This window comes from Pseudomonas sp. LFM046 (genome assembly GCF_000949385.2).
In the GTDB taxonomy this organism is placed as follows: domain Bacteria; phylum Pseudomonadota; class Gammaproteobacteria; order Pseudomonadales; family Pseudomonadaceae; genus Metapseudomonas.
On sequence record NZ_JYKO02000001.1, the window covers coordinates 4316730 to 4329753 of the forward strand.

General features: G+C 66.4%; 13 protein-coding genes. 10 read left to right on the forward strand and 3 right to left on the reverse strand.

Features of this window, described 5'->3' with window-relative positions; genetic code table 11:
• Window positions 1-15: 15 nt before the first annotated feature.
• The 3 genes from TQ98_RS19865 to TQ98_RS19875 all read left to right on the forward strand — a co-directional run bounded on the left by TQ98_RS19865 (window position 16) and on the right by TQ98_RS19875 (window position 2647).
• A complete protein-coding gene (locus TQ98_RS19865; protein ID WP_044870608.1) occupies window positions 16-957 on the forward strand; it encodes a folate-binding protein YgfZ in 942 nt (313 codons plus the stop codon).
• A gap of 31 nt (window positions 958-988) precedes the next feature.
• Window positions 989-1825 (forward strand): HDOD domain-containing protein, encoded by an 837-nt coding sequence (locus TQ98_RS19870; protein WP_044870609.1) that lies wholly within the window; start codon window positions 989-991, stop codon window positions 1823-1825.
• A 66-nt stretch (window positions 1826-1891) separates the two neighbouring features.
• Window positions 1892-2647, forward strand: a complete 756-nt coding sequence (locus TQ98_RS19875; RefSeq protein WP_044870610.1) for a transporter substrate-binding domain-containing protein — start codon at window positions 1892-1894, stop codon at window positions 2645-2647.
• Window positions 2648-2714: 67 nt separating this feature from the next.
• On the opposite strand, the gene TQ98_RS19880 is transcribed toward TQ98_RS19875, so the two are convergent.
• On the reverse strand, window positions 2715-4100 hold the full coding sequence (locus TQ98_RS19880) for a sensor histidine kinase (protein WP_044870611.1): 1386 nt from the start codon (window positions 4098-4100) through the stop codon (window positions 2715-2717).
• Window positions 4093-4764: a response regulator gene (locus TQ98_RS19885; protein WP_044870612.1), complete on the reverse strand. Its 672-nt coding sequence runs from the start codon at window positions 4762-4764 to the stop codon at window positions 4093-4095. Before TQ98_RS19885 ends, TQ98_RS19880 begins: the two co-directional genes overlap by 8 nt.
• 204 nt (window positions 4765-4968) lie before the next feature.
• On the opposite strand from TQ98_RS19885, the gene TQ98_RS19890 reads away from it, so the two are divergent.
• The 6 genes from TQ98_RS19890 (at window position 4969) to TQ98_RS19915 (ending at window position 11256) form a co-directional block, all read left to right on the forward strand.
• A complete protein-coding gene (locus tag TQ98_RS19890) occupies window positions 4969-6234 on the forward strand; it encodes an OprD family porin (RefSeq protein WP_044870613.1) in 1266 nt (421 codons plus the stop codon).
• Window positions 6235-6271: 37 nt separating this feature from the next.
• The gene (locus TQ98_RS19895) at window positions 6272-7246 is read left to right on the forward strand and encodes a tripartite tricarboxylate transporter substrate binding protein (protein ID WP_044870614.1); all 975 of its coding nucleotides are present in this window, start codon (window positions 6272-6274) and stop codon (window positions 7244-7246) included.
• A gap of 66 nt (window positions 7247-7312) precedes the next feature.
• Window positions 7313-7756 carry a tripartite tricarboxylate transporter TctB family protein gene (locus tag TQ98_RS19900; protein ID WP_044870615.1) on the forward strand — a complete coding sequence of 148 codons (444 nt, stop codon included), beginning with the start codon at window positions 7313-7315 and terminating at the stop codon, window positions 7754-7756.
• A gap of 1 nt (window position 7757) precedes the next feature.
• Window positions 7758-9269 (forward strand): tripartite tricarboxylate transporter permease, encoded by a 1512-nt coding sequence (locus TQ98_RS19905; RefSeq protein ID WP_044870616.1) that lies wholly within the window; start codon window positions 7758-7760, stop codon window positions 9267-9269.
• Entirely contained in the window at window positions 9262-10284 is a 1023-nt protein-coding gene (locus TQ98_RS19910) for an AbrB family transcriptional regulator (RefSeq protein ID WP_082073136.1), read from the forward strand. Before TQ98_RS19905 ends, TQ98_RS19910 begins: the two co-directional genes overlap by 8 nt.
• A gap of 111 nt (window positions 10285-10395) precedes the next feature.
• The gene (locus TQ98_RS19915; RefSeq protein WP_044870618.1) at window positions 10396-11256 is read left to right on the forward strand and encodes a DUF6279 family lipoprotein; all 861 of its coding nucleotides are present in this window, start codon (window positions 10396-10398) and stop codon (window positions 11254-11256) included.
• A 5-nt stretch (window positions 11257-11261) separates the two neighbouring features.
• On the opposite strand, the gene ung is transcribed toward TQ98_RS19915, so the two are convergent.
• Window positions 11262-11957 carry a uracil-DNA glycosylase gene (gene ung, locus TQ98_RS19920; protein WP_044870619.1) on the reverse strand — a complete coding sequence of 232 codons (696 nt, stop codon included), beginning with the start codon at window positions 11955-11957 and terminating at the stop codon, window positions 11262-11264.
• A 110-nt stretch (window positions 11958-12067) separates the two neighbouring features.
• Here ung and TQ98_RS19925 point away from each other — a divergent pair, with 110 nt between their 5' ends.
• Window positions 12068-12910, forward strand: a complete 843-nt coding sequence (locus TQ98_RS19925) for an HDOD domain-containing protein (RefSeq protein WP_044870620.1) — start codon at window positions 12068-12070, stop codon at window positions 12908-12910.
• The last annotated feature ends 114 nt before the right edge of the window (window positions 12911-13024 follow it).

Sequence of the window (13024 nt, forward strand, 5' to 3'; positions counted from 1 at the left end):
TTCCAGCGATCCGCAATGGCCGACTCAGCATTCTTCTGCACGCTCACTCATGAAGGCCTGCTCGCCGTTCGCGGCGTGGATGCCGCGAAATTCCTCCAGGGCCAGTTGACCTGCAACCTCAGTTACCTCGACCAGGCCACCAGCAGCCTGGGTGCCCGCTGCACCCCCAAGGGCCGGATGATCTCCAGCTTCCGCATCCTCGCCCAGGGCGAAGGCTTCCTCCTCGCCATGTCCCGCGAGTTGGTGGAAGCCCAACTGGCCGACCTGAAGAAATACGCCGTCTTTTCCAAGTCCAGCCTGGCCGACGAAAGCGCCGACTGGACACGTTTCGGCCTCAGCCAGGGCGACGGCGTCCTGCTCGCCCTTGGCCTCGACCTGCCCCAGACCGCCGACAGCGTGGCCCGCGAAGGCAACCTGATTGCCGTGCGCCTTCCCGACGGCCGCGCCGAACTCTGGGCGCCCAGCGCTGAAGCCGGCGCCCTCGAATCCCGCCTCGCCGCCCAACTGCCGCAGGCCCCGCTGGACGCCTGGCTGCTGGCCCAGGTCCGCGCGGGCATCGGCCAGGTCCTCGGCGCCACCCGCGAGCTGTTCATCCCGCAGATGATCAACCTTCAGGCCCTGGGCGGCGTCAGCTTCAAGAAGGGCTGCTATACCGGACAGGAAATCGTCGCCCGCATGCAGTACCTGGGCAAGCTCAAGCGCCGCCTCTATCGCCTGGCACTGGTCGGAGGCGACCTGCCCCAGCCGGGCCAGGAGCTCTTCTCCCCGGTGCACCAGAGCTCGGTGGGCGAAGTCGTGCTGGCGGCGCCGACGGAAAACGGCTGCGAACTGCTCGCCGTGCTTCAGGAAGATGCTGTGAACGATGGCCGCATCAGCCTGGGCGCCGCCGATGGTCCGGCCCTGAACCTGCTGAGCCTGCCCTACACCCTGGACGCTGACCGCGAAATCCAACGCTAGCCCGCCCTTTCGGCCACTGACGAGAATCTCCATGAGCAAGCTTGCAGAAAAAGTCCAACAGGAACTGATCCAGGCCATCGACAACGACGAACTGGTATTGCCGACGCTGCCGGAAGTGGCGCTCAAGGTGCGCGAGACTGCCGAAGACCCGAACTCCAGCATCCAGGACCTGACCAAGGTGATCGGCAACGACGCCGCGCTGACCGCCCGCATCATCAAGGTGGTGAACAGCCCGCTGCTGCGCACCAACAAGGAAATCACCGACCTGCAGATGGCCATCGGCCGCCTGGGCATCAACTACACCAGCAACCTGGCCACCGGCCTGGCCATGGAGCAGATGTTCCAGGCCACCTCGGACGTGGTCGACCGCAAGATGCGCGAAGTCTGGAACAAGAGCACCGAAATCGCCGGCATCTGCCACGTGCTCTGCCGCCACTACACCCGCCTGCTGCCCGACCAGGCCACCCTGGCCGGCCTGGTGCACCAGATCGGCGTGCTGCCGATCCTCACCTACGCCGAGGAACACAATGAGCTGCTGGCCGACTCCATCAGCCTCAACCATGTGATCGAGCGCATCCATCCGCTGATTGGCGACCGCATTCTGCGCGCCTGGGAATTCCCCGAGCCGATCGCATCCATCCCCAGCCAGTACCTGGACTTCAGCCGCGACTCCGCCCGCGCCGACTACATCGACATCGTCCAGGTCGCCACCCTGCAGAGCTACCTGGGTAGCGAGCACCCCTTCACCCAGCTGGATTGGAGCCAGGTGCCCGCCTTCGGCAAGCTCGGCCTCGACACCAATGTCGATATGCAAGCCGATGAGGACCTCTCCGCCGCCATGGAAGCGGCCATGAGCATGCTCCAGTAATTTCACACGCATAGGTCCATCCGGCGCTATTCTCAGGCTTCCCCTGACGTAGCCGGATGGACCCGCATGCGTGCACTGCTTCTCGCCCTATGCCTGCTCTGCCACGGCCTCGCCGCCGCGGAAGAAGTGCGCCTGACCAACGGCGAGTGGGCGCCCTACCTGGGAGCCCATCTGCCATATCAAGGGGTGGCGTCGCGCATCATCCAGGAAGCCTTCGCCCTGGAAGGCGTCCAGGTGCGCTGGGAGTTCTATCCCTGGGCCCGCTCGATGCACCTTGCCGAACGAGGTGAACGCGCCGGCACCGCCGTCTGGCTACGCAGCCCGGAGCGGGAGCAACGCTTCTATATCAGCGATCCGGTGGTGGAGAGTTCCTACTACTTCTTCCACCGCAAGGACCGCCCCATGGACTGGAAGCAGGTTTCCGACCTCAAGGACCTGCGCCTGGGCGGCGCCCTGGGCTACGACTACGGGGCAGAGTTCCAGCAGGCGGAACACGAACACCGTATCCAGGTCCAGCGGCTGAGCGGTGAGGAGCAAGGCATGCGCATGGTCCTGGCCGGCAGGCTGGACGCTTTCCCCATGGACAAGGTGGTGGCCTTCGCCCTGCTCAACGATAAGTTCAGCTCCGCCGAGCGCGTTCAGATGAGCTTTCACCCTCTGCCCCTTCGCACCGACAGCCTGCACCTGATGCTGTCCCGCGAAGTGCCCGGCAATGCTGAGCTCATGGCCCGTTTCAACAAGGGCCTCGCCCTGCTGCGCGAAAGTGGCAAGGTCGCTCAGTACCTGCTGCAAGTGCAGCAGCCGCTGAGTCTGGCGCCGTAGCTCAAAGCCCGCCTGTGTATGGGTGATTTCAATTGCCCCCACAACGCCCAGACAGGCGCGGATCCGATCATGCCGGCGGAAAACTCACCCGCACCTTGAGCCCGCCCGCCGCGCCATCATGAAGGCTGATTTCCGCCTGATGGGCCTGGCAGATCTCGCCGACGATCGCCAGGCCCAAGCCGGCGCCACTCCCCTGCATGCTGCGCCGATAGAAACGCTGGAACACCTTGTCGCGCTCCTCGGGCGGGATGCCGCTACCATCGTCCTCCACCTCCAGAATGGCCGGCGCCGCCACCCGCAGCACCACATTGCCGCCGTTGGGCGTGTGGGCCAGGGCGTTATCCACCAGGTTGCAGAGCAGTTCATTGAGCAGGGTCGGCTCTCCCATCACCCAGGCCTGATCTTCAGCCTCCAGTGCCAGGGCCACGCCACGGGCATGGGCCAGGGGCGCCAGGGCCATGCCCAGCTCCCGGGCGAGTTGACCCAGTTCGATGCGCTCGGCGCCGCCTTCGGCAATGGCCCGCGCCCCGCTCTCGATGCGCGCCAGGGACAGCAACTGGTTGGCCAGATGAGTCAGCCGATCAGTGTTCTGTGCAGCCTCCTCCAGCGTCGAACGCCAGATCACCGGGTCCTCCTCCCGCAGCCCCAGGTCCACCCGAGCCTTGAGGGCGGCCAGCGGTGTGCGCAGTTCATGGGACGCATCGGCAATGAAATCCGCCTGGCGCTGGAACAATCCACGCAGGCGTTCGGTGAACTGGTTGAGGGCATCCACCAGGGGCCGCAGCTCCCGCTGCACCGCCACCTCAGGCAAGGGCCGCAGGTCATCCACCTGGCGCTCTTCCACAGCCAGGCGCAGCTTGTTCAGCGGCCGCAGCGCAGCGCTGACCGCCAGCCACACCAGCACCAGCGCCACCACCACCAGCAGCACCAACCGCCACAGGCTGTCCACCAGCAGGCCACGGGCAAGACGCTCGCGGGCGCTTTCAGTCTCGGCTACACGAATTTCGGCGATACCGTTCAGGCGCGGCTCGCTCACCGGTTGCAAGAGGCTGACCACTCGCACGCCCACCCCCTGGTACTCGCCATCGTAGAAGCGCGCCAGCGCCGGGTAATCGTCCGTGCGCTTGGTGCCGGGCGGCGGTGGCGGGAGATTGTCGTAGCCCGAAACCAGTTTCCCGTCCGGGTCGATCACCTGGTAGAAAATCCGCCCCGCGAGGTCGTAGGCGAACACATCCAGCGCCACATAGGGCACGTCCGCCTTGAGGCGCCCGTCGTTCTCGTAAAGCCCGTCGGCGATGGCCCGTGCCGAAGCCAGCAGCGTGCGGTCATAGGCGGTGTCGGCGGCCTGGCGGGCGTTCCAGTAGGAGCTCGAGCTGGCGATCAGCAGCAAGGCGCCCAGCATCAGCGCCAGACGGCGCAGCAGCCGCCCGCGCAGGCTGCCGGCTTCACGCATCCTGGCTCTCCAGCAGGTAGCCCAGGCCACGGAAGGTGACGATGCGTACCGCGCTGCCTTCCAGCTTCTTGCGCAGGCGGTGGATGTAGATCTCGATGGCGTCCGGACTGGCCTCCTCGTCCAGGCCGAAGACCTGGGAAGCCAGCTGCTCCTTGCTCATCACCCGCCCCGGCCGGGCGATCAACGCCTCCAGCACCGACTGCTCACGGGACGTCAGGCTGAGGATGTCACCCTCCAGGGTGAAGCGCCGGGTCCCCAGGTCATAGACCAGCGCCCCGCACCGCTGCTGCTGTTCGCCGCCAAGCACACTGCGGCGCAACAGCGCCTTCACCCGTGCCTCCAGCTCGGTCAGCTCGAAGGGCTTGGCCAGGTAATCGTCTGCGCCGAGATTGAGGCCGTGCACCCGGTCCTTCACCTCGCCACGGGCGGTGAGCATCAGCACCGGCAGGGTCTTGCCCCGCCCGCGAAGGCGCGCCAGCACTTCGAAGCCATCCATGCGCGGCAGGCCCACGTCCAGGACCGCCAGGGCGTAATCCTCGCTGGCCAGGGCCAGGTCAGCCGCCACGCCGTCATGCAGCACGTCCACCGTCCAGCCCGCGCCCTTGAGCACCTGGGCAACGCTTTCGGCAAGTTGCGGATGGTCTTCGACCAGCAGGATTCGCACGACAAAGTCTCCGAAATGGCAGCGATCGGACTGAAGTTTAACGGCCCGTTGGCCCCTGTGAACGCCGCACCGACTTTCTTTCGCACTGAAAGCCTGGCGAAAGTTTCGCTACATAGCATCGCGACAGGGTGGCAAGGACCACCCGCACCTAAAAGCCGGCCAGTGGTTGGGCCGGCTAACAAGAACAACAATGGAGACCACCCGATGCAAACTGCCGTACGGCGGGCATTGCCCCCTGTTCGCATCCTCAGCCTCGTCATCGCGAGCTGCACCCTCGCCCCCCAGGCCCACGCCGAATTCTTCAAGGACAGCTCGGCCACCCTCGAAGCCCGCAACATCTACCTGAACCGCGACTACCGCGACGGCAGCGGCCAGAACAAACGCGAAGAATGGGCACAAGGCTTCATCCTCAACCTCGAATCCGGCTACACCGAAGGCACCGTCGGACTGGGCCTCGACGCGCTGGGCATGCTCGGCGTCAAGCTGGACTCTGGAAAAGGCCGTAGCGGCACCGACCTGCTGCCGGTGCAGGACGACGGCGGCACCCCGGACGAGTACAGCAAGCTGGGCCTGACCGCCAAGGTCCGCGCCTCGAAGAGCGAGTTGCGCCTGGGCACCCACATCCCCGAACTGCCGGTGGTGAAGGCCAGCGACAGCCGCATCCTGCCCCAGGTGTTCGAGGGCGGCCTGCTCACCTCCAAGGAAATCAGCAACCTGACCTTTACCGGCGGGCGTCTGTCGGAGGTCAAGGACCGCGCCTCCACCAACTCCGAAGACCTGGCCATCAGCAACAAGAACAAGCGCTTCGCCAGTGCCGCGACCGGCGACCACTTCGACCTCGGCGGCGCCGATTACGCCTTCAGCGAGCACTACACCGGCCGCTACTACTTCGCCGAACTGGACGACGTGTACCGCCAGCACTTCTTCGGCCTCCTGGCCAGCCAGCCCCTAGGCACCGGCACCCTGAGCGCCGACCTGCGCTACGCCATCAGCGACGACAGCGGCCAGGCCGAGGCCGGCAAGGTGGACAACCGCGCGCTCAACGGCATGGTCAGCTACGGCCTGGGCAGCCACAAGGTCGGCCTGGGCTACCAGCGCATGAGCGGCGACACCGGCTACGCCTACATCGATGGCAGCGACCCGTTCCTGATCAACTTCGTGCAGATCAACGATTTCGCCAACGCCGACCAGCGTTCCTGGCAGGCCCGCTACGACCTGGACTTCGCCGCCCTGGGCGCTCCCGGCCTGAGCTTCATGACCCGCTACGTCACCAGTGACCACGCCGAGGTCACCGGCAGCAGCGAGGAAGGCCGCGAATGGGAACGCGATATCGAGTTCAAGTACGTGGTGCCCAGCGGCAGCCTGAAGAACCTTACCTTCCGCGCCCGCCACGCCGGATTCCGCTCGAACTTCGCCCGCGATGCGGATGAATTGCGCCTGATCGTCAGCTACGCCCTGCCGATCTGGTGACGCCTGAACCACAATAAAACTCCACAGGAGAAAACCGATGAAGACCGCCCTCTCCCGCATCGCCCTGCTCACCTCCGGCCTGCTGCTGTCCACCCAGTTGCTGGCCGAGCCCAAGCGCCCCGAATGCATCGCCCCGGCCAAGCCCGGCGGTGGTTTCGACCTGACCTGCAAGCTGGCCCAGAGCGGCCTGAAGGACGGCGGCCTGCTCAAGGCGCCGATGCGCGTCACCTATATGCCAGGCGGCGTGGGCGCCGTGGCCTACAACGCGGTGGTGGCCCAGCGCCCGAAGGACGCGGGCACCATCACGGCCTTCTCCTCGGGCTCCCTGCTGAACCTCGCGCAAGGCAAGTTCGGTCGCTATGACGAAAACGCCGTGCGCTGGCTGGCCGGTATCGGCACCGACTACGGCGCGATCTCCGTGCGGGCCGACTCCCCGTACAAGACCCTGGGCGACCTGGTGGAAGCGGTGAAGCAGGACCCGGCCAGCATCGTCTTCGGCGCCGGCGCCACCATCGGCGGCCAGGACTGGATGCAGACCGCGCTGATCGCCCGCGCTGCCGGCATCGACCCGCAGAAGCTGCGCTACGTCGCCTTCGAGGGCGGCGGCGAAACCCTCACCGCCATGCTCGGCGGCCATGTGCAGGTCACCAGCAGCGGCCTCGGCGAGATCACCCCGCAACTGGCTGCCGGCAAGATCCGCATCCTCGCGGTGCTGTCCGACCAGCGCCTGCCGGGCAAGCTGGCGGCCATCCCCACCGCCAAGGAACAGGGCTACGACATCGTCTGGCCGGTGATCCGCGGCTTCTACATGGGCCCGGAAGTCAGCGACGAGGACTTCAACTGGTGGAAGCAGCGGTTCGACACCCTGCTGGCCAGCGAGGACTTCGCCAAGCTGCGCGAGCAGCGTGACCTGTTCCCCCTGAGCCTGACCGGCGACCAATTGAAGACCTACGTCTTCGAGCAGGTGAAGCAGTACAAGCAGCTCGCCGGCGAATTCGGCCTGGCGCCGTAACACAGCCCTCCCTCGTCCCCTCTCCCGCCGGGAGAGGGGCGGCCATTGCATACCTAGGTATCCGCCATGTACGTACGAATCTTCGCTGCGGTCTGGCTGCTCGTCTGCGCCCTGCTCGCCGTGGTCGCCTGGGGCTTCCAGGCGCCCTTCAGCTATGACCCGGTGGGCCCGCGCGCCTACCCCCTGCTGCTGCTCTTCCTGATGGCCACCGCCGCACTCTGGCTGATCTACAAGCCCGGTGAGGAGCAAGACCTGCCGATCTCCTGGTCCCTGGCGCGCAAGGTCAGCCTCTTCGTCATCGCCCTGTTCGCCTACGCCCTGCTCTTCGAGCCCCTCGGCTTCGTCGTCAGCACGGCCCTGGTGGGTTTCGGCCTCGGCCTGCTGTTCAACGGCCGGCTGCTGCCGAGCCTGGCCAGCGGCGTACTGATGGGGCTGCTGCTCTACGGCCTGTTCGACTACCTGCTGGATGTCCCGCTGCCCATGGGCGTGCTGGGCTTCCTGGAGAACTGATATGGAAACCCTGAACTTCCTGGCCCAGGGCTTCGATGTCGCCCTGCGCCCGATCAACCTGCTGGTGGCGCTGTTCGGTGCCTTCGTCGGTACTGTGGTCGGCCTGCTGCCGGGCCTGGGGCCGATCAATGGCGTGGCCATCCTGCTGCCGCTGGCCTTCGCCCTCGGCCTGCCGCCGGAAACCGCGCTGATCCTGCTGGCCGCCGTGTACCTGGGCTGCGAGTACGGCGGGCGCATCTCGGCCATCCTGCTCAACGTGCCGGGCGACGCCGCCGCCATCATGACCACCCTGGACGGTTACCCCCTCGCCCGTCAGGGCAAGGCCGGCATCGCCCTGTCGCTGTCCGCCATGAGCTCCTTCATCGGCAGCACCATCGCCACCATCGGCGTCGTGCTCTTCGCGCCGATCCTGGCCAACTGGGCGGTGGCGTTCGGGCCGGCGGAGTACTTCATGCTGATGGTCTTCGCCATTGCCTGCCTCGGCGGCATGGTGGGCGACAAACCGGTCAAGACGCTGCTCTCGGCATTGATCGGCCTGGGCCTTGCCACGGTCGGCGTGGACGCCACCACCGGCGTCTACCGCTTCACCTTCGACAGCGTGGGCTTGTCCGACGGCATCCAGTTCGTGATTGTGGTCATCGGCCTGTTCAGCGTCAGCGAAGTGCTGCTGATGCTCGAACACACCGCCACCGGCCAGCAGGCGGTCAAGGCCAGCGGGCGCATGCTGTTCAACTTCAAGGAGTTCACCTTCACCTGGTGGAGCAGCGTGCGCAGCTCGCTGTCCGGCTTCGTCATCGGCGTGTTGCCCGGTGCCGGTGCCACCATCGCCAGCGCCATCACCTACATGAGCGAGAAGCGCATGGCGGGCAGCTCCGGACGCTTCGGCGACGGCGACCTGCGTGGCGTTGCGGCTCCGGAAGCGGCCAACAACGCCTCGGCCTGCGGCTCGCTCATCCCCATGCTGACCCTCGGCGTACCGGGCTCCGGCACCACCGCGGTGATGATCGGCGCCCTGACGCTGTACAACATCACCCCCGGCCCGTTGCTGTTCGAGCAGCAGCCGGACGTGGTCTGGGGCCTGATTGCGTCGCTGTTCATCGGCAACGTCATCCTGCTGGTGATGAACATCCCGCTGGTGGGCCTGTTCGCTCGCATGCTCAGCGTGCCGAACTGGATCCTGGTGCCCGCCATCACCGTCGTCAGTGTGGTAGGTGTGTACGCCGTGCACAGCACCACCTTCGACCTGGTGCTGATGGCCGCCCTTGGGGTGTTCGGCTACCTGCTGCGGAAGATGGACTTCCCGCTGTCGTCGCTGATCCTCGGTTTCGTCCTCGGTGAGCTGATGGAGTCCAACCTGCGCCGCGCCCTGTCCATCACCGACGGTGACCTGGGCATCCTCTGGAGCAGCCCCATCACCATTGCCCTCTGGGTGCTCACCGCAGTGATGCTGGCCCTGCCGGGCATCCGCTGGGTGCGCGGACGTGCCAAGGCAAAGCTGGTGGCCCATGCCTAAGTGGTGGCTCACGCCGCTGGTGGGCGGCGCCGGCGGCTGGCTGGCCAGCCTGGTGGGCTGGCCGCTGCCCTGGATGGTGGGCTCGCTGCTGGCGGTGATCGCCGTGCGCTGCCTTGGCGGTCTGCCACTGGCGGAAGTGCCGGGCGGCCGCAAGTGCGGGCAGTGGGTCGTGGGCGTGGGCATCGGCCTGCACTTCACCCCGGCGGTGATCGAGCAGGTGCTGGCCCACAGCGGCATCATCCTGATCGGCGCCCTGGCCACCACCCTCTCCAGCGTCATCGGCATCAGCCTGATGCTGCGCAGCGGCGAGGACCGCGCCACCGCGTTCTTCGCCAGCATGCCGGGGGGCGCCAGTGAGATGGTCAACCTCGGCAAGCGCAATGGCGCGGTGCTCAGCCGCGTCGCCGCCGGCCAAAGCCTGCGCCTCCTGCTGGTGGTGCTCAGCGTGCCGGCGCTGTTCCAGTTGGTACTCGGCGCCCCGCCCAGCGCCCATCACGCAGCCCCGGTGGACTGGGGCTGGCTGGTTCTACTGCTGGGCGGCGGCGCCCTTCTGGCCTGCCTGATGCAGCGCTTCCACCAGCCCAACCCCTGGCTGATCGGCCCGCTCCTGGTGAGCGCAGCCCTGTGCATCAGCTTCGACTTGCAACTGGGCCTGCCCCAAGGCGCCAGCCAACTCGGCCAGTGGTTGATCGGCAGCGCATTGGGCTGTCACTTCGACCGCGCCTTCTTCCGCCGGGCGCCCTCCTTCATCGGCCGCACCCTGCTGGCCACCAGCCTGGGCATGGCCTTCGCCGCCGTGGCCGCGGAACTGCTGGGCTGGCTGGACGGGCTGGATCACCGCTCCCTGATGCTGGGCATGATGCCGGGCGGTATCGCCGAACTCAGCCTCACGGCTGAAGCCCTGCAGCTGTCGGTGCCGCTGGTCACCGCCTTGCAGGTACTCCGACTGCTCCTGGTGCTGTTCCTCGCCGAGCCGGTATTCCGCCGCTGGCAGAAGCAAGAGACCCACGCTTAGCCCGCCATGTGCGGGCTTTTTTTGGGGAGCCGTAAGCCGCGGGGAAACCCTCATTAGCAACAAGTCGGGCCTATGCTCTCCCGTATTCGATCGTCGCCAAGGCTGCCCCTCATGTACGGACGCACCGTCTGTCTACGCCCCCTGCTGTTCGGGCTCATCCTGCTGCTGGCCGCCTGCAGCCGCCTCGATCTGGCGTACCGAAACCTCGACGTGGTCATCCCCTGGTGGATCGGCACCTTCGTCACCCTCGACGACAACCAGGAGCGCTGGCTGGAACCTCGCCTGCGCAAGCACCTGGACTGGCACTGCCGGACCCAGCTGCCGGAGTACGTCGCCTGGCTGGAACAATTGAGCCAGCTCAGCCAGCGCCCCAGCCTCACGCAAACGGATCTGCAGGGCCAGTTTTCCCAGGTCCGCGACGCCATTCTGGGCATCGCCGTGGAGATCACTCCCACCGCGCTGGGCCTGGCGGAGAGCCTGTCGCCCTCACAGATGGGCGAACTTTACGTGGCCATGGACGAACGCAATGCCGAGCTCCATGAAGAACACGTCGCCCCGCCCCTGAAGGAACAGATCGCGGCGCGGGCGGAACGCATGCGCGGGCATGTCGAGGACTGGATGGGGCCGCTGCGGCCGAGCCAGCAGGCGCGCATCGACGCCTGGGCCAAGGCCCAGGGCGATTACAACAGGGTCTGGGAAGAGAACCGCCAGAACTGGCAGAAGGAGCTGCGCAACACCCTCTACGCCCGCCACAACACGGACTTCCCGTCACGCTTCACCGCCTTGCTGCAGCAGCCGGAATCCTTCTGGACACCGGCTTACCGCAAGGCCTACCCGGCGGCGGAAGAGGCCATGGCGCGGCTGCTGGCGGACCTGTTCAACAGCGCCGACGAGCGTCAGCGCAGCGTACTGCGCCAACGCATCGGCGATCTGGTGGCGGACTTGAAGGGACTGGAGTGCTACCCGGGCTGAGCGCGCTACAGCTCCGGCAGGCTCCAGTCGATGGGGTCCAGCCCGTGCTGAGCGAGGAATTTGTTGCAGCGGCTGAAGTGGCCATTGCCGAGGAAACCACGGTACGCCGACAGCGGAGACGGATGCGCGGACTTCAGGATCAGGTGCTTGGTGGGATCGATCAGCCGTTCCTTGCTCTGGGCATGGGAGCCCCAGAGCAGGAACACCAGGCTCTGGCGACGCTGGCTGACCACTTCGATTACCTTGTCGGTGAAGTGGTGCCAACCGGCGCTGGCATGGGAACCCGCGCGGGCCTGTTCGACGGTGAGGGACGTGTTGAGCAGCAGCACGCCCTGCTCCGCCCAGGACTGCAGGTAGCCGTGGGACGGAATCTCGATGTTCAGGTCGCGCTTGAGTTCCTTGTAGATGTTCTGCAGCGACGGCGGCGCGGGCACGCCCGGCTGCACCGAGAAGCACAGGCCGTGGGCCTGGCCGGGACCGTGGTAGGGGTCCTGGCCGATGATCACCACTTTCACCTGTTCCAGCGGTGTGGAATTCAGGGCGTTGAAGATCAGCGGGCCGGGCGGGAATATCACCTTTCCGGAGGCCTTCTCCTGGCGCAGGAAGTCGCCCAGGGCCTTCATGTAGGGCTTCTCGAACTCGTCCTTCAGGGCATCTTTCCAGCTCGGTTCGAGCTTGATCCGATCGTCGTTCTCAGTCATTGCTCATTCTTTTCCGTGGCGGTTGCCGGGGCGCTTCCCGCCCGATGGTCGGGCACCCTAAAAAATGCCCACTACCCTTGTCAATCAAGGACGCAAGGAACAAACCCCGCATGGACAATCGCCACGACTCGGTGAAAGTCGCGCTCTATGAGCGCTTCCTGAAGGACCCAGACGCCCTGCCGCCGATACCGGGGGTATCCCCGCGCCTGCGTCAGCTGCTGGCCGCCGGCAAGCCCGCGAGCGAGCAGATCTGCGCCCTGCTGGAAGAGTCCCCAGCCCTGGCCAGTCGCCTGATGCAGTTCGCCGCCCTGCCCCTGCTCGGCCATATCCGGCCCGCTTCCCAGTTGCAGGAAGTCGTGAAACAGCTGGATGGCAAACGCCTGGCCAACCTGGTGCTGGCCTTCGAATTGCGGCAGCTGTTCGACGGCGCCGAATCCAGCCTGCTGAAAGTGTTCAGCAAGCGCTGGAGCCTCAGCCTGCAGCGGGCCGCTTTCAGCGCCGGCCTGGCCCAGCACCTGCCCCATCTGGAAGTGGAAGACGCCCTGCTCGCCGGGTTGCTGCAGGATGTCGGCAGCCTGCCGCTGTTGCAGGAGCTGCACCAGTGGCCCCACGTCTCGCGCCTGGAGGTCGACCTGCAACGGCTTTGCGATCAGCTTTCGGACGACCTGGGCGTGCTCCTGCTGACCGCCTGGAAACTGCCCGCCACCCTGCTGGACTGCGCCCGCTTGCGCCGCGACTGGTGCCGCCAGCACAAAGGCCCGGTGGACCTGGCGGATGTCGTGCAGGTTGCCAGCCAACTGCTGGACGAGCCTCGCGACGACGAACGCCTGGCCAGGCTGCCTGCCTACCAGCGCATGGAATTGCCGGCGCCGCAGATATTGCGGGCGGAAATGGCGGAGGTGGTGGCGCTGTGGCTGAAGTTGCTGGGCGGCAGGTCGCTGGGCACCGATTGACTCGCTGGCCTCAAGCGGTCCGCCAGATCGTAGGGTGGATCACGCTTCACCGATCCACCATTGCGCTCGCCCCCAGCCACGACGGTGGACATGAAAAGCGATGTCCACCCTACG